17 protein-coding genes and 1 other RNA gene are annotated in these 22,167 nt (G+C 38.1%); 8 read left to right on the plus strand and 10 right to left on the minus strand.

Going from position 1 to position 22,167, the window contains the following annotated elements; all coding sequences use genetic code 11:
- Nucleotides 1-225: 225 nt before the first annotated feature.
- Together HPC41_RS16170 and HPC41_RS16175 are read right to left on the minus strand one after the other, a co-directional pair.
- On the minus strand, nucleotides 226-1,110 hold the full coding sequence (locus tag HPC41_RS16170; protein WP_172395041.1) for an NAD kinase: 885 nt from the start codon (nucleotides 1,108-1,110) through the stop codon (nucleotides 226-228).
- A gap of 51 nt (nucleotides 1,111-1,161) precedes the next feature.
- Entirely contained in the window at nucleotides 1,162-1,824 is a 663-nt protein-coding gene (locus HPC41_RS16175) for a CBS domain-containing protein (protein WP_172395042.1), read from the minus strand.
- Between the two features lie 244 nt (nucleotides 1,825-2,068).
- On the opposite strand from HPC41_RS16175, the gene glsA reads away from it, so the two are divergent.
- Nucleotides 2,069-2,902, plus strand: a complete 834-nt coding sequence (gene glsA, locus HPC41_RS16180; RefSeq protein WP_172395043.1) for a lyso-glycine lipid O-acyltransferase GlsA — start codon at nucleotides 2,069-2,071, stop codon at nucleotides 2,900-2,902.
- 5 nt (nucleotides 2,903-2,907) lie between these two features.
- Nucleotides 2,908-3,867: a glycine N(alpha)-acyltransferase GlsB gene (glsB, locus tag HPC41_RS16185; protein WP_172395044.1), complete on the plus strand. Its 960-nt coding sequence runs from the start codon at nucleotides 2,908-2,910 to the stop codon at nucleotides 3,865-3,867.
- Between the two features lie 33 nt (nucleotides 3,868-3,900).
- On the opposite strand, the gene HPC41_RS16190 is transcribed toward glsB, so the two are convergent.
- From HPC41_RS16190 to HPC41_RS16200, 3 genes are read right to left on the minus strand one after another with little or no spacing between them, the layout of a single operon-like run.
- Nucleotides 3,901-4,635: an MIP/aquaporin family protein gene (locus HPC41_RS16190; RefSeq protein WP_172395045.1), complete on the minus strand. Its 735-nt coding sequence runs from the start codon at nucleotides 4,633-4,635 to the stop codon at nucleotides 3,901-3,903.
- A 9-nt stretch (nucleotides 4,636-4,644) separates the two neighbouring features.
- Nucleotides 4,645-6,144, minus strand: a complete 1,500-nt coding sequence (glpK, locus tag HPC41_RS16195; protein WP_172395046.1) for a glycerol kinase GlpK — start codon at nucleotides 6,142-6,144, stop codon at nucleotides 4,645-4,647.
- A gap of 26 nt (nucleotides 6,145-6,170) precedes the next feature.
- Nucleotides 6,171-7,748, minus strand: coding sequence for a glycerol-3-phosphate dehydrogenase/oxidase (locus tag HPC41_RS16200; protein WP_172395047.1), 1,578 nt, complete (start codon nucleotides 7,746-7,748; stop codon nucleotides 6,171-6,173).
- Between the two features lie 357 nt (nucleotides 7,749-8,105).
- Here HPC41_RS16200 and HPC41_RS16205 point away from each other — a divergent pair, with 357 nt between their 5' ends.
- Complete coding sequence (locus HPC41_RS16205) at nucleotides 8,106-8,612, plus strand: thioredoxin family protein (protein ID WP_172395048.1); 507 nt, start codon at nucleotides 8,106-8,108, stop codon at nucleotides 8,610-8,612.
- A gap of 42 nt (nucleotides 8,613-8,654) precedes the next feature.
- Here the strand turns inward: HPC41_RS16205 and HPC41_RS16210 are convergent, their stop codons facing one another.
- Complete coding sequence (locus HPC41_RS16210; protein WP_104380843.1) at nucleotides 8,655-10,046, minus strand: type III PLP-dependent enzyme domain-containing protein; 1,392 nt, start codon at nucleotides 10,044-10,046, stop codon at nucleotides 8,655-8,657.
- A gap of 108 nt (nucleotides 10,047-10,154) precedes the next feature.
- On the opposite strand from HPC41_RS16210, the gene argS reads away from it, so the two are divergent.
- The 3 genes from argS to HPC41_RS16225 are packed head-to-tail and all read left to right on the plus strand — an operon-like array spanning nucleotide 10,155 to nucleotide 14,223.
- A complete protein-coding gene (gene argS / locus HPC41_RS16215; RefSeq protein ID WP_172395049.1) occupies nucleotides 10,155-11,939 on the plus strand; it encodes an arginine--tRNA ligase in 1,785 nt (594 codons plus the stop codon).
- Between the two features lie 4 nt (nucleotides 11,940-11,943).
- A complete protein-coding gene (locus HPC41_RS16220) occupies nucleotides 11,944-13,020 on the plus strand; it encodes an oxidoreductase (RefSeq protein WP_172395050.1) in 1,077 nt (358 codons plus the stop codon).
- A 57-nt stretch (nucleotides 13,021-13,077) separates the two neighbouring features.
- Entirely contained in the window at nucleotides 13,078-14,223 is a 1,146-nt protein-coding gene (locus tag HPC41_RS16225) for a BaiN/RdsA family NAD(P)/FAD-dependent oxidoreductase (protein ID WP_172395362.1), read from the plus strand.
- 44 nt (nucleotides 14,224-14,267) lie between these two features.
- Here the strand turns inward: HPC41_RS16225 and HPC41_RS16230 are convergent, their stop codons facing one another.
- Nucleotides 14,268-15,347 (minus strand): helix-turn-helix transcriptional regulator, encoded by a 1,080-nt coding sequence (locus HPC41_RS16230; RefSeq protein ID WP_172395051.1) that lies wholly within the window; start codon nucleotides 15,345-15,347, stop codon nucleotides 14,268-14,270.
- Nucleotides 15,348-15,504: 157 nt separating this feature from the next.
- Between HPC41_RS16230 and rnpB the strand changes: the two genes are divergently transcribed.
- Nucleotides 15,505-15,882, plus strand: an RNA gene (gene rnpB / locus HPC41_RS16235) — RNase P RNA component class A.
- A gap of 65 nt (nucleotides 15,883-15,947) precedes the next feature.
- On the plus strand, nucleotides 15,948-17,339 hold the full coding sequence (locus HPC41_RS16240) for a sigma-54-dependent transcriptional regulator (protein WP_172395052.1): 1,392 nt from the start codon (nucleotides 15,948-15,950) through the stop codon (nucleotides 17,337-17,339).
- Nucleotides 17,340-17,492: 153 nt separating this feature from the next.
- Here the strand turns inward: HPC41_RS16240 and HPC41_RS16245 are convergent, their stop codons facing one another.
- The 3 genes from HPC41_RS16245 to HPC41_RS16255 form a co-directional block, all read right to left on the minus strand.
- On the minus strand, nucleotides 17,493-18,152 hold the full coding sequence (locus tag HPC41_RS16245; RefSeq protein WP_172395053.1) for an HAD family hydrolase: 660 nt from the start codon (nucleotides 18,150-18,152) through the stop codon (nucleotides 17,493-17,495).
- A 75-nt stretch (nucleotides 18,153-18,227) separates the two neighbouring features.
- Nucleotides 18,228-20,129: a DUF3857 domain-containing transglutaminase family protein gene (locus HPC41_RS16250; protein ID WP_172395054.1), complete on the minus strand. Its 1,902-nt coding sequence runs from the start codon at nucleotides 20,127-20,129 to the stop codon at nucleotides 18,228-18,230.
- On the minus strand, nucleotides 20,126-22,051 hold the full coding sequence (locus HPC41_RS16255; RefSeq protein WP_246250794.1) for a DUF3857 domain-containing protein: 1,926 nt from the start codon (nucleotides 22,049-22,051) through the stop codon (nucleotides 20,126-20,128). The genes HPC41_RS16250 and HPC41_RS16255 overlap by 4 nt, the downstream gene beginning before the upstream one ends.
- Between the last annotated feature and the right edge of the window lie 116 nt (nucleotides 22,052-22,167).

Consider the following 22,167-nt stretch of genomic DNA (forward strand, 5'->3'; position numbering starts at 1 on the left):
TTTTCAATAAATTAACACTTTTAGCTTAAGTTACAGCTTATTTACGTGTTAAAAACCAGATTACTGATTTCTATATATTATCTTCAAGCGAATGTTTGACCGTGAAAGGTTAATTCGTTTGATTATTTTGAAACTTACTCATGGATACCTTTGTATCGTTACTGTCTCTATTTGTTCCAAATATCGATTTTTAATTGGAAATTCAGAAGTACAATATGATAAAGATTAATAGTTCCTGACGTCGATACCCCAAAGAAGCTTCTCTCTGAGGGTACTGAAAAAACTTTCCTGCGGAAGACGAATTAGGTTGATCGTAAACGGTGCTTGCTTGATAGTCAATTTCACGGACGTATCTATCGACGTGTTTTTTGAGTCACAGCTAAGTATATATTGATCACTTCGGCTTTCAATTTCAAGTTCAAGAGTGAACTGATTTGAAATAACTATGGGCCTCACATTCAAGTTGTGGGGCGAAATTGGTGTAATGACAAAATTTCCGCTTTCGGGCATAATGATTGGTCCTCCGCAGCTCAATGAGTAAGCTGTAGATCCAGTAGGGGTGGCAATAATCAATCCATCAGCCCAATAGGAATTGAGAAGCTCACCATTGATTCGCGCATTGACGGTAATCATGGCCGAGCTATCATATCTAAATACCGTAATATCATTAAGGGCATAATGATTTCCTTCGAATAAATTGATCTGTTCGGACTCCACTGATAGTAGAACACGCTTTTGGATATCGTAACGGTGATTTAGTATGTCTTCTATTGCATATTCAAAATCATTTTTGTTGATAGAGGCCAAAAAGCCCAATCGCCCAAAATTAATACCCGCAATGGGAATGCCGGAGTCTTTGATGAGCGAAACCGCAGAAAGCATTGTTCCATCTCCGCCCAAGCTGAGCATGACATCAATATTGTCTTTAATTTCCTCATACGTATGATAGGTGAGGAAATTAAATCCACATTCAAACTGCGTTGTCAAGAACTTATAAAAAGGGTCATAAACCCAAATGTCGACATTTTTGCCAACGAGATATTTAAATAAGTGCTTCACATGTGCTATAACGGAGGGTTGAAACTCTCGTCCATATATCGCAATTCTCATATTTTTTTGAATTTATGGGGCAAAGATGAGAAAAAAACTATTCTTAATTCATTAAATATTGATGTAATTCATAAGCTGCTGATAGCGTTCGGCTGTGTCATCAAATGCGGCGACGGTATTATGTGTTTCCATGACGATATAATTATGCCTTAGGAATGAATTGAGCAATGAATTAATATTGGTTTTATCTACTTTTAAAGTGACTTCAATCGAGTCGCTTTCAAGATTTATTTTCGTTGCACAATTAAGAATTCTACAATTGTCACTCTCGACTAAATGTGCGATTTGGGAGAGCGAAAAGTCATGTAGTCCAGTGGACAATACAATAATGGCTCCAGATTCGTTTTGAGATTGAATTAAAGCGATGGCTTTTAATATATCTAATTGTGTAGAAACGCCAATATATTTGTTATCTTGATCCAAGATAGGGACCAATGAACTATTATATACGGTAGTCATTACCAGCGCATCATAAGGGTGTTGATTAAATTTAAGCTGTATCGGAGCTGTATTAATCTTAATGTTGGAAATAGGAGCTTGTTCATCGTCGGCATCCAATAAATTGGATTCATTGACGAATCCAATATATTCATCGCCATTTAAAACCACCAATTCTTTACAAAGCATGTCTTGTAGTTTTTCCAATGCCAGCTGTATTGAATCCGTCTTTTGAATGCTGAAATCTGCGTTTGAAAGAAATTGTCCTATTAACATACTCAAACTTAATAAAAAAAATGATGTAAAAGGGAAATTTTTGTAGATGAGCTGTCCAAAGTGGGGAAAGACATTTTTAGTTTGACAGGTAAAATAAAAGTAAGTAATCACATTATTGCAAATAAGTACAATTTTAATGTTTAAAATTGTACTTTTATTAGTATTCTGTTAGTATTTTTGTCAGCAATTTGATATATGCTTACAAAGGGTAGGTAGGGATTTTTTAGTCAGAAAAATAAGATTGATGATTACGAGTGAGAATAAAAAATTTATTGATATACGCGAAGTTATCTACAAAAAAAATGCGACGCTAGCGAAATGGATTCCATCCTTCCTGCTAAATTATTTGAAAAGAACTATTCACGAGGATGAAATCAATGATATTATGACACGCTTTGCTGATTTGCAAGGGTTGGATTTTGTGGATGCACTCATCAATGATTTGGGGGTAAAAGTAAACCTATATGGTGCGGAAAATATTCCTGTGTCTGATCCTGTAATTTTTGCTTCTAACCATCCTTTGGGGGGATTGGACGGCATTGCGTTTATGCATGCCATTGGTAAGCACCGCCGAGATGTGAAATTTTTGGTTAATGATATCTTGTTAAATATCGGTAATTTAAGACCTTTATTTGTGGGGGTGAATAAATTGGGAAGTCAGGGAAAACAGGCTATTTCTGCAATTGAGGAAGCGTATGGGGCAGACGATGCTCTGCTTGTGTTTCCGGCAGGATTGGTTTCGAGAAAGCAAGATAATGGACGTATCGAAGATCTAGAATGGAAAAAAAGTTTTATTAGCAAAGCGAAAAAATATAAAAAAGATATCATTCCGGTACTGATTGACGGCAAAAACTCTAAGTTTTTTTATAATTTTGCAAGGCTTAGACAAAAAATAGGTCTCAAGGTAAACATTGAAATGTTATATTTACCCGATGAAATGTTTGCCCAACGCGGGCACACCGTTAACATTATAGTAGGAAAGAGAATCCCTTATACAGCGTTTGATCAATCAAAAAACGAAAAGACTTGGGCTGAAGAAGTGAAAAGAAGGGTTTATGGATTAGCTCAAGAAAAATAGAATTTATGCAAGAAATTATACCTCCAGTTGATAGAGAACTATTGAAAGCCGAATTGAATAAAGAAGTTTTCTTACGCTATACCAACAATGGAAATAACGAGATATACTTAATCAATTATCATAACTCGCCAAATGTTATGCGTGAAATTGGTCGGTTACGAGAGTTGACATTCCGTGGCGCAGGAGGAGGTACAGGACTTTCAATTGATATCGACGAGAATGATACATGTGAGGATTGTTATGATCAATTGATCGCGTGGAATCCCGAAGATGAAGAAGTTGTTGCGGGCTATCGGGTTATTAAATGTGCTAATGCTGGGGAATCAAAGGGTATTCCTAATTTATCTACAGCTCATTATTTCCAATTTTCTGACCAGTTTGCTAAAGATTATTTACCCTTTACAATTGAGCTGGGGCGATCGTTCGTTCAGCCTCGATATCAGCCGGCAATTGATAATAGAAAAGGTATTTTTTCACTCGATAATTTATGGGATGGTTTGGGAGCTTTGGTCATGCTTAACCCCGAAATTAAATACCTTTTTGGAAAAGTAACGATGTATCCACATTACAATAAGGATGCACGAGATATGTTGCTTTACTTCATGGACTACTATTTCCCTGATCACGAGAACTTGGTTGTTCCGCTTCCTGATCTTGAAATTAAAAATGATTACGACCGTTTTGTGGGCATTTTTGATGGAATGGATTATAAGGAAGGATATAAAATATTAAATAGTCATGTCAGAGCGTTAGGGGAAAATATTCCACCTTTGATTAATACTTACATGAACTTGTCTCCGACGATGAAGTCTTTTGGTACTGCGCGAAATGATGAGTTTGGCACAGTTGAAGAAAAAGGTATTTTGATTGTTATTGACGATGTTTATCCTGTAAAAAAAGAACGTCACATGAATACTTTTGAACGGGATCGCGAATATGGTCATCGAAAACCAAAGCGGGCGTAAATAATAAAGGGATTCAACTTTTGAATCCCTTTATTATTTTATTAGGGTATAGAGAATGAACGCTAAGATGGCTCCTGTAATGGGGCCAATAATCGGCACCCAAGCGTATGACCAATCCGAACTTCCTTTCCCTTTAATTGGCCAGAGTGCATGGAATAGGCGTGGACCAAGATCCCGGGCAGGATTAATGGCGTAACCTGTAGTGCCTCCTAATGATAATCCAATAGCCCAAACTAAAAAAGCGACTGGTATGGCACCCAAGGAGCCCATTCCAATAGGTTCAGTCTTTCCGTCGATGGTTACATCTTGTCCTGTAATAAAAAAGATCACAAAAATTAAGACGAAAGTTCCAATGATTTCACTAGCCAGATTTGTAAACCTATTACGAATATTTGGGATGGTAGCGAAAACGCCTAGTTTTGTGGTAGGATCAGCTGTGGCATCGAAGTGATTTTTATGGATGATATAGGTCAATAATGCGCCGCAGAATCCCCCTGCGATTTGAGCGAGAATATAACCGGGGACTTCTATCCAGGGTAGTGTATTATTGAGTGCCATGGCTATTGTCACTGCTGGATTTAAGTGAGCACCTGTATAAGGTCCGGCAAATACGACGCCAATATATACGGCTAAGGCCCATCCTGTGGTAATGACAATCCAGCCGCTATTTTCCCCTTTTGTTCCTTTTAAGATTACATTTGCAACGACACCATTTCCAAGAAGTAGGAGGAGTGTTGTTCCTATAAATTCTGCTAAATAATGGTTCATAAGTATTGGTTAGTTTTCTGTCCAGAATTGCAATGCTTTAACGCCTTTCGCCCATTGCTTAATAATTTGTTGGGTTTGTTCTTCCTGTTCTTTTTCTGGTTCAAAAAGACGGTCTTGTGCCCAAAATTTTGAAAGTTCTTCTTCATCTTTCCAAAAACCAACGGCCAATCCTGCGAGGTAAGCTGCTCCTAAAGCTGTTGTTTCAGTGATTTTGGGTCTAATGACACTGCTATTCAGTACATTGGCTTGGATCTGCATGAGAAGGTTATTGGCCGTTGCTCCACCATCTACACGAAGCTCCTTGATCGGTATGCCGCTGTCAGCCTCCATGGCCTTTAGTACATCCCTAGTTTGGAGCGAAATAGCTTCGAGCGAAGCTCTAGCGATGTGTCCATTGCTTGTTGCTCGTGTCAGGCCGAAGATAGTACCTTGAGCTCTAGCGTTCCAATAGGGGGCACCTAGACCCGCAAAAGTTGGGATAAAGGTTATCCCACCGTTATCTTTTTCGGAAAGTGCCAATTGTTCGATATCTGCTGATTTATAGATAATATTTAGATTATCCCTTAACCATTGAACCAATGCACCGCCAATAAATATACTTCCTTCCAATGCATACTCTGTTTTTCCATTGATTTTCCAAGCTACGGTAGTCAATAGATTGTTTTTGGACATAATTGGTTTACTACCTATATTCATTAACATAAAACATCCTGTACCATAGGTATTCTTTACCATGCCTTTCTCTATGCATTGCTGACCAAAAAGGGCGGCTTGCTGATCTCCCGCAATTCCGGCTATCTTGACTTTATGCGCAAAGATAGTTGTTCTCGATTCACCATATATTTCGCTGCTTTCTTTCACTTGAGGTAGTATTGCCGCAGGGATGTCAAATAATTCAAGAAGTTCTGTATCCCAATCCATGGTATGGATATTGAATAGAAGTGTGCGTGAAGCATTGGTAACATCCGTTATGTGAACATCGCCGCGTGTGAGATTCCATATGAGCCAGGTGTCAATTGTGCCACAGATTAGCTCACCATTTTGAGCTTTTTCTCTCGCTCCATCTACATGGTCAAGAATCCATTTTAATTTTGTTGCCGAAAAATAAGGATCGAGGATGAGGCCGGTTTTTTTCTGGATCATTTCATGTTTGCCAGATTGCCGAAGTTGATCACAATAATCAGCTGTGCGTTTATCTTGCCATACGATGGCATTATAAATCGGTCTGCCGCTTTCCTTTTCCCATACAACAATAGTTTCCCGCTGATTGGTAATTCCGATGGCGGCGATATTTTTTCCGTTTAATCCAGCTTTTGTTGTCGCTTCTGCTGTGACACCTGCTTGAGTAGACCAAATTTCATGTGGGTCATGTTCTACCCATCCTGGTTTTGGGAATATTTGCGTGAATTCTTTTTGCGCAATTGAAACAATATTTCTGTCCTTATCAAAAATAATAGCTCTGGAACTCGTTGTGCCCTGATCCATTGCTAAGATGTATTGTTGTTCCATAATTGATTACTGCTGGTTATTTTGTATTAGTTTAAGATATAATTTTTCGCCACTTTTTCGAAATTTTCGATCTGATTTTTTTGCCAATTTTCGTCTTTGCCTAATTCAAGCGCGAGTATCCTCGCGACTTCAGGAGCTGCTAAAATTGCGGCCCTGGCGTCGAGGAATAGGATACGTACACGACGCGAAAGTATGTCTTCTATCGTTTGTGCTAATTCGTTGCGCACGGCCCAAACCACCTCGGCCTTCTTAAATTCTAAGTGTTCCACTAGTTTTTCATTCCAAATAGGATTTTCTTGTGCAAGAGCGTGTATTGCTTCTTGGTCGGAACCATAAATATACATATGGTTACTCCGGTCGCTTGTAGGAATGGCGCTATAAATTTTTTGTGTCGCTGACTTGCTCTCCTTTTTAGGTAAACAGCCAATTTTAATTGCTTTATCCATTGTGTCCTGACCCATTCTACGAAAGGTTGTCCATTTTCCTCCGGTTAACGTCAGTAAGTTTGAATCGCTGACAATAACTTTGTGGCTTCGGGAAATTTCTTTGGTCTTGTTGGAATTTCCAGTTGGAGCCGCCAAGGGGCGAAGACCGGCAAATACCGCAAGTGCATCTTGACGGGTAGGCTGTTTGGTAAGATAGCGTCCCGCAGTTTTTAAAATGAATTCGATTTCTTGTTCAAGTGCTACTGGTTCAAGGCTATGTTCGTCGATCGGAGTATCTGTAGTTCCTGCTATAACACGATTGTGCCACGGGACAAGAAAAAGGACTCGGCCATCATCTGTTTTCGGTATCATGATTGCGTCATCGCCCGGAAGAAAGGACTTGTCAAAAACAAGATGTACGCCTTGACTTGGTCTCACCATTTGTTTCGCTTCGGGCTTATCCATTTTTAGGATATCATCAACAAAGATTCCGGTTGCATTGATAACCACCTTGCCTTGGATCGTAAATACTTCCCCGGTATCAGTGTCTTGTGCGATAACGCCATTAACTTTGCCGCTGCTACTTTTAGTGAGATTAGTTACTCGTATATAGTTAAGTGCTACGCCCCCCATTTGGATACAGGTTTGTGCAATATTTACAGCTAGTCTGGAGTCATCAAATTGGCCATCTTGATAAATAACGCCGCCATAGAGTCCCTTTGTTCTTACAGTACTAATCCGCCGTTGTGTTTCCTCTTTATTAATATGCATAGATTTTCCTAAACTCAATTTTCCAGCTAAGAAATCGTATATTTTCATGCCGATGGTATAAAAGGGCCCATCAAACCAACTGTAATTTGGGATTACGAAAGATTGATTTTTTACCAGATGTGGAGCGTTTTGCTGTAATAAGCCTCTTTCATGTAATGCTTCCCTGACGAGGGAAATGTCTCCCTGTGCAAGATAGCGTACTCCTCCATGGACGAGTTTCGTCGCTTTACTTGAGGTACCTTTTGCAAAATCAACTTGTTCCAATAGGATGGTTTTGAATCCTCTGCTCAATGCATCGAGTGCAACCCCTAAGCCACTAGCTCCGCCTCCTATGACAATAACATCCCATTCGCCTGTGTCTTTTATTCTTTCTATTAATTTTGACCGTTTGAATTCTCCTTGTTTCATTTTATTTCGTTTTGGTCTTAAAGTAAGATTTTTTGTATAAGTACTTTGTAGCAGATAAATGCTAAGTTATGGTATGTTTGTGATAATTTAAAGGATTTTTGTCAAAAATATTTCAAAAATTTTAGTTTTCTTTTATTTCTTTTTGTTTTGTTATTTATTTTTTTTTAATATTTTCAAATGCTTCCTGTTACTGGCTTTAGTGAAAAAATAAAAGTAATGTAATGGCAGTATTATCATCGCCCTCTTACCACGTCGTATTTTTTAGGGACGATATAATGTTTAACCATTATGATAGGCTTATGTTTTGGTTTAGAGGAATGATTTTGTAATTTTAGATCATTAATAATTTGTTGAATAATGAAAAGGATTAAAATATTGTTTTTGGGGATAGGTATATGTTTGGCTAGTCAATTCGTCTATTCAACTGCTTTTGCTCAAGAAGCTTCGAAAATTCAGGGGCAACTTACTAAACCTTACCGTCCAGAAGCCGATGCACAAAGGGATATTGACAGCTTACTACAGCTGGCCAAGAAGGAAAAAAAGAATATCATTGTTCAAGCTGGAGGGAATTGGTGCGTATGGTGCTTACGATTTAATGACTACATTCATAAGAATCCCCGTATTGATGATTTGCTAAAGCGGCGTTTTCTCTATTACCATTTAAATTATTCGAAAGAAAACAAGAATGAGGCGGTTTTTCAAAAATATGCGCCGGAGGGAAATAAATTAGGTTACCCATTTTTTATTGTATTGGATAAAAATGGAAAGACGCTTCATGTTCAGGAGAGTGGTAGCTTGGAAAAAGAGAAAGGCTACGATGAGGAAAAAGTTCTGAAATTTTTCAATGCTTGGGTAGCGAAATAAAAAAATCCTGTCAACTGACAGGATTTTTTTATGATTTTTTATTTATTGGTAGCCCAATAATTTCATTACCTGTTTGGAGTTTTGTTCCTCTCCAAATACTTCATAATTAAATGTTTCATCTCTGTTTCGACGTACCAGTACGTGTTTTGGTGAAGGGAGTAGGCAATGATGAATTCCTCCGTACCCGCTCAGAACGTCTTGATAAGCTCCGGTGTGGAAGAATCCTAAATATTGCACTTTACGTGTTTTTGGCATAAAAACAGAGTTCATGTGTGCTTCCTGATTGTAGTAATCCTGACCATCACAGGTGATTCCACCTAAGTTTACCCGTTCATATTCCGAATCCCAATTGTTGATTGGTAATAAAATGTATTTTTGGTTTAAAGCCCAAACATCTGGTAAATTGGTGATGAAAGACCCGTCAATCATAAACCAACGTTCGCGATCATTTTGTTGCTTACGTCCCAAAACTTTATAAAGGATTCCCGATGCTTCAGCGACTGTATATTTACCAAATTCAGTAATGATATCTGGTTCCATGACTTCATGGTGCGCACAGATCTGTTTGATCCTGTTGACAATTTCATTGACCATATACTCATAATCAAAATCATGTACCAATGAATCTTTAAAAGGCATGCCGCCACCGATATCCAAAGTATCTAAATCAGGATTTATTTTTTTGAATTTACAATAGAGAGTGACGTATTTCTCTAACTCATTCCAGTAATACGGTGTGTCTGATATACCCGAATTAATGAAAAAATGAAGTAGCTTAACCTTAAAATTTGGGTTGTCAACAATCTTATTATTGTAAAAGTCGATGACGTCTTCTTGGCGAATGCCCAATCTGGAGGTGTAAAATTGAGAATCTGGTTGCTCTTCTGAAGCGACCCGGATCCCTAAGGCACATGGTTCATCTAATTCAATCTCATCATCATAGAGATTGAATTCCTCCTTATTATCCAAGACAGGAATAATGTTTGTATAACCATCGTGGATCATATCAACAATATACTGCTTATATTGATAGGTTTTGAATCCATTACAGATGACTGTAATGTCTTTTGTTACGGTGCCTTGTCTTTCCAGTGAATCAATCATCGGCATGTCAAAGGCAGATGAAGTTTCAAGGTGGATATCATTTTTCAAGGCTTCTTCTACGATATGCTTGAAATGGGAAGATTTGGTACAATAACAGTATTTGTAAGATCCGCGATAGTTGTGTTTCAGAATAGCGGTCTGAAAAAGGATTTTCGCTTGTTGAATTTTTTTGCTGACGATAGGCAAATAGGTAAAACGTAACGGCGTACCGTACGTTTCTATCATTTCCATTAAATTCAAATCGTGGAAATACAATTCGTCGTCGATGATTTCGAATCCGTCTTGCGGAAAACCAACACTTAAGTCAAGAAATTCCTGATAGCTCTGCATTTTTTATTATTTTTGCAAAGATATACTTTAATGGTGAATACCTAAATAAGGAATGTGATTTATTTCCAATTCACTATCAGGAAGTTGTAAAATTTACAAAATCATTAAATGGGAAATTCTATTCAAAAGCGACTTGTTGAAGTCACCGTGCAGGCTGTTAAAACGCTTTACAATGCAGATATTTTAGAACATCAAATAGCTTTACAAGCGACCCGAAAGGAGTTTGAAGGGCAGATTACAATCGTGACTTTTCCGGTAACCCGCTTTTCGAAATTATCTCCCGAACAGACCGGGACAGCGATCGGTGCCTATCTACAGCAGCATATTGCTGAAATCTCTGACTTCAATGTGATAAAGGGTTTTTTGAATATTGTACTTTCCGATGACTATTGGGTTGCTTTATTGAATGATACGATTGTTGCCAAAGATTTTGGCAGCTTTCCAGCTAATGGAAAGAAATTGATGGTTGAATATTCTTCGCCAAATACGAATAAACCTTTACATTTGGGGCATATCCGGAATAATCTATTAGGGTATTCTGTCGCTGAAATTCTCAAGGCGTATGGTTATGAAGTCATCAAAGCCAATTTGGTGAACGATCGTGGTATCCATATTTGTAAGTCTATGTTGGCCTGGCAGAAATTCGGCGCGGGGGAAACTCCTGAATCCACAGGCTTGAAAGGTGATCACCTTGTCGGTAAGTTTTATGTCGTTTTTGACAAGGAGTATAAAAAAGAAATAGAGGTGTTGAAAGCTGAGGGGCAATCTGAAGATGAGGCAAAAAAGAATGCACCGCTGATGAAAGAAGCTCAGTCTATGCTTCAAAAGTGGGAGGCAGGCGACGAAGAGGTTATCTCACTTTGGAAAACCATGAATAGCTGGGTATATGCCGGCTTTGAAAAGACTTATAAACAGCTGGGAGTAGATTTCGATAAGTATTACTACGAATCGAATACCTATCTGTTAGGCAAAGATATTATTCAGGAGGGACTGGAAAAAGGCGTGTTTTTTAAAAAAGACGATAACTCGGTTTGGATTGATTTGACGGATGAGGGATTAGACCAAAAGCTAGTTCTCCGTGGTGATGGTACTTCTGTATATATTACACAAGATTTAGGTACTGCACAGCTGAAATATGATGAATTCAAAATGAGTGAATCCATTTATGTTGTTGGCAACGAACAAGATTACCATTTCAAAGTATTGTTTTTAATCTTAAAAAAACTGAGTAAGTCTTGGGCTGATGGTTTATTTCACTTGTCTTATGGTATGGTTGACCTACCTTCCGGCAAAATGAAATCACGGGAAGGAACGGTCGTGGATGCTGATGATTTAATGGCTGAAATGCTCAAGACAGCACAAGAGCGTACAGAAGAGCTCGGAAAGACCGAAGGTTTGGAAGAAAATGCCAAAGCAGCACTGTATAATACCATAGGGATGGGTGCTTTGAAATACTTTTTATTAAAGGTAGATCCGAAGAAACGTTTGCTGTTTGATCCCAATGAATCGGTAGATTTTCAGGGTCATACAGGACCTTTCATCCAATATACACATGCGCGTATTAAATCGGTTTTGAGTAAGGCTGAATTTGATGCGAATAGCCCGTTATCAGTACTTCCATCAATTTCATCTTATGAGCGTGATTTGATTCAGCAGTTGGGTGCTTTTCCCGAAACTATTGAAGCATCTGCACAGGAATTTAGCCCAGCTCAATTGGCAAATTACATTTATGAAGTTGCTAAATTGTATAATAAATTTTATCACGAGGAGACTATATTGAAAGCCGAGGCCAATGATGTAAAGAATTTCAGATTACATCTGTCCGCTGCAGCAGCGAAAGTTATCGCCAAAGGAATGGGTTTGTTGGGTATATGTGTGCCGGAAAGAATGTAACGATATGAGTAAGATTCGTGTTGGCCTTATAGGCTTTGGTATTTCAGGACAGGTTTTTCATGCTCCTGTTATGCGTTCGGTAGCGGCGCTAGAACTTGTAAAAGTTACTGCGCGCAAGGCTGAGCAACAGATGCTATTGAAAGAGCGCTTTCCGCAAGCGGAAATTGCACTATCTGCTGATGAAATTTTTGCTGATAAAACCATCGAGCTGGTCGTGATTGCTACTTCAAATGATATGCATTATCCAATGGCAAAACGTGCTTTGGAGGCTGGAAAGCATGTCGTTGTCGAAAAACCGTTTACAAATACGATAGAACAGGCCGATGAGTTAATTGCGCTCGCCAAAGAAAAGAATTTGGTACTTGCGCCCTATCATAATCTAAGATTTACTTCGGATTATCGAACGGTAGAGAAAATTATAACAGGTGGACGATTAGGACGGATCGTAAATCTGGAATCAAGATTTGACCGTTTTCGGAATTATTTGAGACCCAATGCATGGCGTGAAGAGAATTCGCCCGGATCAGGTATATTTTACGATTTAGGGCCGCATCTTATCGACCAGGCTTTGCAATTATTTGGAAAACCAAATGCTGTATTTGCAGATCTTGCGATACAACGGGATCACGCAAAGACCATTGATAATTTTGACTGTATTTTGTACTACGATAATTTGAGAGTTTCACTCAAAGGATCAATGCTTGCGAAAGAACCGACTCCACGATATCGCCTCTTTGGTATGAACGGAAATTTTGTAAAAAATGGTGTTGATCCCCAAGAAGCATTATTGCGGGATGGTAAGTTCCCTGATGAAGACCCCAATTGGGGAGAAGAGGAGCCAAGTATTTATGGTAAACTGAATATTATTGAAAATGGTAAGGATGTGGAGGAAATTATTGTGTCAGAAAAAGGCTCTTATCCCGAGTTTTATCAAAATGTTGCCGATACTATTTTAGGGAAGACTACCTTAATAGCTTCACCGGAGCAGGCTCGAGATGTAATTCGGATTATCGAACTTGGTTACCAGAGTCAGTCGGAACGACGGGTCATTTCAACGGAAGATCAATTGATTGCTTATTAATATAGGACTGTGAATACATACGATGCAATTATCATTGGTGGTGGTGCCTGTGGTTTAATGTGTGCAGCACAAGCTGGACTGCTGGGAAAGAAAATATTACTATTGGAGCGCAATGAAAAGGTTGGCGCCAAGATCTTGATTTCAGGTGGCGGAAGATGCAACTACACAAATACAGGAACGACGATCGCTAATTTTATCTCTGCGAACCCGGATTTTTTGCACGGCATATTTAGGCAATGGACCGTCGAAGATACTATTGATTTTTTTGAAGCATATGGTATCCGAGGGCAGGAAAAAACCTTGGGACAATTGTTTCCAGAGACCAATAAAGCTAAGGATATTGTAGCCATATTTTCAAAAATTCTTTATGAAACTGAGCAGGATATAGCACTCAACACGCTCGTGAAATCGGTGGAAAAAAATGCTGACGGATTTACAGTTCATGTAGAAAATCCGAGAGGAGAGTATCAGTATAACGCTAAAAAGCTGGTGATTGCTTCAGGGGGGCTTCCAGTTCAGAAACTTGGGGCATCTGATCTTGGATTACGTATTGCAAAACAGTTTGGTCTGGAAGTGGTAGGCACTGCCCCTGCTTTGGTGCCTTTGACAATTACAGGAAAAGATGCAGATTGGTATAGTTCTTTGTCCGGAAATTCGGTGTTTTCCAAGGTATCTGTTGCTGGAATATCTTTTGAAGAGAACATGCTGTTTACGCATTGGGGATTAAGTGGCCCAGCAATTCTTCAGATATCAAGTTATTGGCGGCCGGGGCATGAGATTAGCATTGATCTGTTGCCTAATTTTGATTTGGATAACCTTATTAAACAAGAGCGCCAAAGCGGAGGCAAAAGACTTGTTTCACAGTTGCTAAACGATTATTTTAGTAGAAAATTGGTTGATGCACTTGGGAAATACTTGGTATTGGATACCAAAATTGCGTCTCTAAGTAAAGCTGATGCTAAATTGATCGTTGACACTATTCATCGCTTTAAGGTAAAGCCTGCAGGTGATAAAGGTTATGATAAAGCGGAGGTCATGCGTGGTGGGGTGTCGACGGCGGAGCTTCATAGCAAGACTTTAATGTCAAAAAAAATTGAAGGTCTTTATTTTGGTGGAGAAACCGTCGATATTACGGGATGGCTTGGTGGCTATAATTTCCAATGGGCTTGGGCTAGTGGTTATGCAATTGCCCAAGATATCTAGTTTATTTATAGAGAATTTTACACAGGCAGCCCATACTGGATCATTTACTGATGCAACGACGATAGTGCCTCGGTACCATTTAATGGAGCAGCGGTTTCGTCCTGAGATTTTTCAGTATATAATTGTGAGGCAGCGACCAAGCGCTGTTTTATTCTGCTCTGTAGATTTCTGGGTGATAGCACTTTAATGGATTCACCGAAACCTAAGATTTCCCTTTCCAACTCAAAATTAAGCACAACGTCAATACGGATTAAGATTGAGCCATCTTCTTTTTTATCTAAAATTTGTTGGGAAGAGTGTATTGGTTTAGTTTCTACATAAGGCGCGTTTTTTGCGTTTATTGCTAGAATAACGCGTTGACCACGATCTTTTTGTGATTTTGTGACCCCGATTGTATCTGAAAAATAACGTTCAAAATCTATTCCTGTATATTCTTTGTATGAATTTTTGCCCATTTCTTCAATTGTATCAATTCGATCCAATGCCAGTGTCATCAAACCTTCGCTTTTTTTATGGTGTCCAATAAGAAACCATCGATTACGATATTCTTTTAAGAGATAAGGTGAGAAGACCAGATCCTGTTTTTGTATTGCCCTAAAAGATTGGTAGCTGATGAGAAGTGGTGTTTTTTTCCGAATAGCTTGGTGGAGGAGGCCAATAAATGATAAGCCCTTCAAACGGATGTTACTCTCCATTTGGATAATGGAAGGCTGATTATCCTTTTTAGCGTGGATACTATCCTCAAGGCGTGCGATAATATCACTCATTTCGTCGAAGCTTGAAAAGCCAGTAACATGTTTTAAAACTTCAACAGCTTCCTTCATTTTTTGCATATCTCCGACAGAAATAGGAGAGTTGCTTATACTATAGTCTGGGTCTTGGTAGGTATAAAATTTACGATGGGTGACAATAATAGGCGCATTATACCCTAGCTTGTTGCTTCGCATCAATTGTATGTCACCTTGAATAGTCCGTTTGCTTATACCGTTTTTGATTCCTTCAAATTCATAAAGTGCATCAGAAACCTTTTCCATTAGGTCTTCTAAAGTCCATTTACGATGTCTTAGACGCAGACAGTTGTCTATTGTTTTGTAACGGATAAGCGCGAGTTTATTTAATGCCATATTTTTGCCGATGGAAGTTTAGATGAAAATACAAACTTTATGTTATCTACGCAAAAGGACTGCGTAATTTTTAACTTCTTCAACGCATGAAAGGAGCGTCATTGAATTTTTAAGGAAACTCGCTGTTTATCCAAGTAAAATAGCTACTTTTGCGCAGAAGCAAACTGGTTCTATCGCTGCTCTTTCGGGAGGAGAGGAAAGTCCGGGCAACATAGAGCGACACGCTTCCTAACGGGAAGGATGCTATGAAAATAGCAGACAGAAAGTGCCACAGAAAATATACCGCTTTTCGGAGTAAGGGTGAAAACGTAAGGTAAGAGCTTACGGTCTTGTATGGTAACATATATTACGGTAAACCTCGTGTGTTGAAAGACCAAATAGGTTACGAAATCTGAAGGCTGCTCGTCTTCTTTCAATTTATTGGAATTCGTAATGGGTAGGTTGATTGAGTTTGTCAGTGATGGCAAATCTAGATAAATGATAGAAATTCCACTTCGGTGGTCTACAGAACCCGGCTTACAAGGTTTGCTTCTTTTTCGCTAATTGCTAAAAAAACCTTATATTGATTTCCGTAATTGAAAATAGCATAATGCTGAATTTATGAGTACAATTTTAATCATTGACGATGAACGCGCCATTAGAAGTTCGCTTCGTGATATCTTAGAATATGAAGATTATACGATTTTGGATGTTGACAATGGTCGTGATGGATTAGATATTTTAAAAAAAGAAAAGATCAACTTGGTTCTATGTGATATCAAGATGAATAATATGGATGGGATGGAAGTGCTCTCCGAAGCGCATCAGGCTAGTCCAGACATTCCCTTTATTATGATCTCTGGTCACGGCACGATTGAGACAGCAGTTGAGGCAGCAAAAAAAGGAGCTTTCGATTTTTTAGAAAAACCATTGGATCTAAACCGATTGCTTATTACGGTTCGAAATGCATTGGATAAAAGTTCGCTTGTAACTGAGACGAAAGTATTAAAACGTAAAGTCAGTAGTTCAAAGACAAAAGATATATTGGGTGAGTCAGGAGCAATTAAGCGGATCAAAGAGACCATAGATCGTGTTGCTCCAACGGAAGCCAGAGTATTGATTACGGGAGCAAATGGTTCGGGTAAGGAGCTTGTAGCTCGTTGGTTGCATGAAAAATCCAATCGTTCACAGGGGCCATTGGTTGAGGTCAACTGTGCTGCTATTCCTTCGGAATTAATTGAATCAGAGTTGTTTGGGCATGAAAAAGGGTCCTTTACTTCGGCAATTAAACAACGTATAGGTAAATTTGAGCAGGCCAACGGCGGAACGTTGTTTTTGGACGAGATAGGCGATATGAGCCTTTCTGCCCAAGCCAAAGTTTTGCGTGCGTTACAAGAACATAAAATCACCAGAGTGGGAGGAGATAAGGAGATCGATGTTAACGTACGTGTCGTGGCCGCAACTAACAAAGATTTGTTAAAAGAAATAGAAGATGGGAATTTTAGAATGGACTTGTATCATCGTCTTTCGGTGATTTTAATCCATGTGCCGGCGCTAATAGATCGCGTTGATGATATACCATTGCTTTCGACAAACTTTTGTGAAGAAATATGCATGGAATATGGTATTCCTGTTAAGGAAATCACCACTGCCGCGATGAAAGAGTTAAGTCATCTTCCTTGGACAGGAAATATCCGTGAATTGCGTAATATGATTGAGCGTTTAATTATTTTGAGTGATAAATCTATTACTGATAAAGATGTTGTTGCATTCGCCAATCCTTCACGTGAACCTGTGGGTGGAGTTGCCTATGAGAGAGGGACTGCAAATTATGGGTTAGATATGGATTCATTCGACTCGTTCCAAGATTATAAAGATCATGCAGAAAAAGAATTTATAAAATATAAATTGGAAAAGAATAATTGGAATGTTTCCAAGACTGCTGATGACCTCGATATACAGCGTAGTCATCTCTATAGTAAAATTGAGAAATTTGGTCTCAAAAGGGATTAACATAGATAATAAGAGCTTCTTTTGGAAGCTCTTATTATTTATGTATCCTTTACAGATAAAATAAATACCTAATTTATAAACCCTAAATCAGGGAAGCTAGCTTACTGAATGATCTAGCTGTCGAACAGGTAATAGATTGTTTTAATGATTTTTCTATTGCACGATTGCTTTCACATTTGCTACAGAAATTTCAGTATAATTTCTGATATAAGCATCACTGACAGGAAGCTCTTCTTTTTTATGTGTTGATAAGACAGCGACGACTTTCATTCCTGCATTCTTTGCCGCCGTTATACCTGAAAAGGAATCTTCAAATACTATGCATTGTTCAATCGGTATACCCAGATTTTCCGCTGATTTCAAATAAACTTCGGGATGTGGTTTATGTAATTTTACATCTTCGCTGCTTAATGTTGATGAGAAAAGATCTCGTATCTTTAACTCATCCAAAATCAGATCCATATTTTCCTTGGGTGCTGATGTAGCTACCGCAAGTTTAAAGCCTTTGTCTTTTAAGTCTTTCAAAAATTCTATTAAGCCTTTAATAGGGGCGACATGTTCTTTGTAGATCACCCTAAAAAGCTGCTCTTTTTCAAATTCGAGCGTACGTAATTCTTCAGGAGATATTGGACGTTTAAAAAAATGTTGCATGATATAGCTATTGTGTTTGCCATACATATGCTGTTCAAATTCTTCTTCAGTAGCCTGCTGTACATTATGGTTTTTAAAAAAAGCCCTGAAAGCTTCTGCATGAAAGGGATTTGTGTGGCTTATAACCCCATCCATGTCAAAAATTGCCGCGTATTCTGTCATGTGGCTAATATACAATAATTGCTTTATTTTGATTGCTGGGCAAATTCATATTCTGGTAAATATTTTAGGGTAGGATTACAATATGCCTAGATTATAGCGTCCTTTATCGGAACTACTTACCTCTTTATGAAAGAGGAAGAAGTCTTCATAGTTACTTGCGGGATAATTTCCTTCGAATAATTCTAATTTTCGATAAGTAACTAACTTGTTTTCTTTTATCTCCGATTTAAATTCATATTTACCAAATGGTTTTTCGATAATCTTTTGTTCAGGCGTTATATTTTTTACGATGTTATCTGGTAGTGCAATGCTAATGCTGTCAATATCTATAAAGCCACGTTCTATAAAGATATCTTCCGTACGATTTTTATTCTCCGAAATACTGGATTGTGTATTGAAAATATTAGGTTGAATCAACATTTTATTGCCGTTTTTCACTGCGTAGTTTTTAATAAAAATTGTTAGATCCTCTTCGACGCATGGTTTCGTTTCTTTGTGTTCAGTGTATTTTACCTGGTCGAAATTGATGTTATCGATATTATAATATTCGGCCAATAGTTTAGTTTTCTCATTGTTGTTTGCTAAAAGTACCTCCATATGGTTTTCATATTGTGTGCCATAGAACTTTGTGTTTAAAGTGCCTTTTATACTGCCGTCTTCAGCGAGTGTCAGATCGGCGTTGCGAAGTTGTAGATTGGTTGAATTGCTATATTTTGGTGTATGCATAATCACCCCTCCATTTTCTGTACAGGCAATGACATCCCTATCATCCGTAAAATTACTAAGGAATCCAAAAGGAAGGTTCTGGCTAGTACATTCTAGCCAAGTCGTGTCATTTTTGAATGGGAGGCATAGGATTGCATGGTTGCCATCCTGTACATTCGCAAATGATTTATGAAAATTTTCCTTGTGTTTACCAGCTTCAACCATACAGTAGTAGGAAGGTATGCCTACAGCGGATAACATGCTTCCCATATAATTGACCAGGGCTTTACAGTCACCATAACCTAAACGGTCAACCTCAGATGCCGGAAAAGGCTCAAGTCCACCGATTCCAATCTGAATACTAATATATCTCGTGTTTTTTTGCAAATAGTCATAGAGGATCTTCGCTTTTTCTTGATCCGATGAAGCGTTCTTTGTAAGTGATATAAATTTCTGTTTTGAGGCTTCAGTAAGATCTTGCTTTTTGTTCAATAATTTAGTTGAAAACCAGTGGCCATACTCTTTCCAATCATTAAAGGTGCCTTCTTTTCCATAATAGACGAAGTTTTTAGGAACGATCAATACACTGGTTCTTTTCAGATTGGGATTAGGACCATAGGACTCATCCTTTTTAGCCGGAATATGTTCAGTACTCCAGGTTTTACTGACTGTTTTATCGTTTTTTTCCTCTTTGATATTGCCTTTATAGTTTTTTGACTCGATACGGAATTCACTACCGATCGGAGTTACAAATTGATAGCTACTTTTTTCAACGGATACACTATTTGAAACCTCAGGAGTCCATGAAGGAATGATTAAGTTCTGTTTATGCCTTACTTCGTATTGGTATTCGATGGTGTAGGGGTAGCTGTGATAATCGGGAATATAGAGTTTCATCCTTGAATCTGCAAACATGGTACTGTTGTCGACTGCACTAACATCTTTAAAATCCTTGGTTGCTATTTTTTTCTGCAATATCCCCATTTCATTATAGATCGCACCCTTTATGTTCTTGATCTCATTTGATTTGTTATAATGTATCGGAAGGGCGGCATAGTAATCCCCGTTTTTATTATAAACGGTAATGACACGTGTGACCGTTTCAGTGACCTGCTCAGGGGATTTTATTTCCACCACAATTTTATCATTTCGGACTGTTGCTACTGCCCGGCTTTTTAACGCACTTGGAATATTGGCAATATCGTAGTTTTCTTGTCCGATTGCCACTATTGGAAAGAGGAAATAGATTAAATTGGCAATTAATGTTTTCATTTTTTTGTGGTTAATCTAATGTCTAATTTCTGCTGTTGTATAATGCGTGAATAAAGCTCCTTTAAGGAGAAATACTCATCTACGGTAAATATAGCTTTGTTAAAGCTTAGGCTTCCCAGCACTTCTAATTTATTGCCATTCATCTGTGTCAGATATTTATATCTTGCAGCGGACTCAGGAAGAGCCAAAGATACATTTTGTGGTTTATCGGATGCTTCGTATTGTTTGGGGATTTCCAATTGGATATTGTATTGGAGTTTAGATTTAAATCCCATATCTACTGGATAAGTGCGGTCTTGAATTTTGAACGGGTTATAAGAGATTCGATCGATGACGTTTGGAGCAAGCGACAATATATTACTTGCTTGTTGTTTATTAACTTCTAATGTAATATCAAATGTCTCGTTTAATACCTGGTCGACCTCGTCAAGATTTTCAATTTTGGCATTGGTAAGACTGACGTTGGGCATTTCTTCATCCAGTTTCTCCCAGTATTCTTCGAGGGAGTTGAATTTGGCAATATGCTGCCTTTTTAAGAGCGCTTTATTCCCTTGACTGCTGATGGTAAGCGTTCCTTTAATCTGACCTTGATCATTCAGCACGCCGGTCAACGTATAGTATTGTTCGGATATTTCTTCGGAGGCTAATGGAAACCAATCTGAACTCTTTTTGGAATATATAATTCTGCCGCGTTCATTGAGACATTGCAAGGACAATGAACCAAAGGGAAGATAGCGATTCGATGCGTCCAATTTGTATTTGATGCCATCGATGTCCAGACAGGCAATGACATAGTCAAAATCAGATAATACAGGAAATAGCGAATTTGGGGTACCATTTCGTCTTGTTGATAAAATAATTGGATAAGCATCTAAATCCGCAGCTTGTAGGGCAGTAATCAGCGATAAATTGATATCACCAATATTACCAGTTCTTTTTTCTAAGGCTTTTTCGATTCCATTTTCGGAATATTTTCCAACATAATTATTCCATTTTATCTGTTTCTTGATGTAGTCATAGATTTTATTTGCCTTTACCAATTTAGTATCATTTGGACTTAGAAGTGTCGAAAGAGTGGTTTTGAAGAGTTCGGTTTTTTTTAACTGTCCGCCAAAGGTCTTTTCATTCATTAATTCTGTGTCGACATCTTTCCATGTTTTACTAAATGTTTTTTTGACTCCGATACTAGGATAGAATATAGATTCGAGCTCGTAATAGATTGCGGACTTGAAATTTTTTGGGGAAGTCATAAAGTCCTCCTCCACAAAAGCCGGAATATTGGACATCGCATAGGTGAGCTTTGAACAATCCATTCTTACGCCATCCAAAAAAAGATATTCCTTCAAAACTTCTCCTTTTTTGGGGTCATCAAGTTTATAGGGACCACGCAATACTACATTATAAGTAAAAGATGCGGGTATAATAGCAATGTATTGGCTATGTAATTTGGGGATATCATCCTGAAATTCCCATGTCTTAAAATTAAATAGATCCTGTTCGAGGGTTCGATAAGAAACTTCAATGATGGATCCTTCTTTAATATTTGGAAGTGTGAATTTGTTCAGATCGAGGTAAGTAGAGTAATTTTCTTTAAAAACTTTTTTACTTTCAAGTTCTGTTCGATTGATCTGTCCGTTTTCCAAATTGTAGGTAACAGCCTTCAATTCGTCTAAGTGGTCACGGATATAACTTCCTCTTTTATAGGCCGGGATCTCGAAATTAGCTTTTTTAAAACCCTCTTTATTATTTATACGGATGAGGACATGGTATTCGTGCATTAATTTTATCCGATGATCATAGTCATCGACGAAAACTGAGCTTTGCCCAAATTCTTTGAGGACAATAGCATTTGCATTACTATCCAATGGGGTGGTCGAGAAATCTGAAATAGAAATTCTGCCAAATTCGAAATTTTGTCCCAAAATATTCGAACAAAAACAAAATATTAAAAATAGTGTTAAAAAATGGCGCATAACTTAGGCGTAATTTGTTTACGAATATAAGTTTTTGGCCAAAATTAAACGATACCTCTAAAAAT

This window comes from Sphingobacterium prati (assembly GCF_013167215.1).
GTDB classification, from domain to species: domain Bacteria; phylum Bacteroidota; class Bacteroidia; order Sphingobacteriales; family Sphingobacteriaceae; genus Sphingobacterium; species Sphingobacterium prati.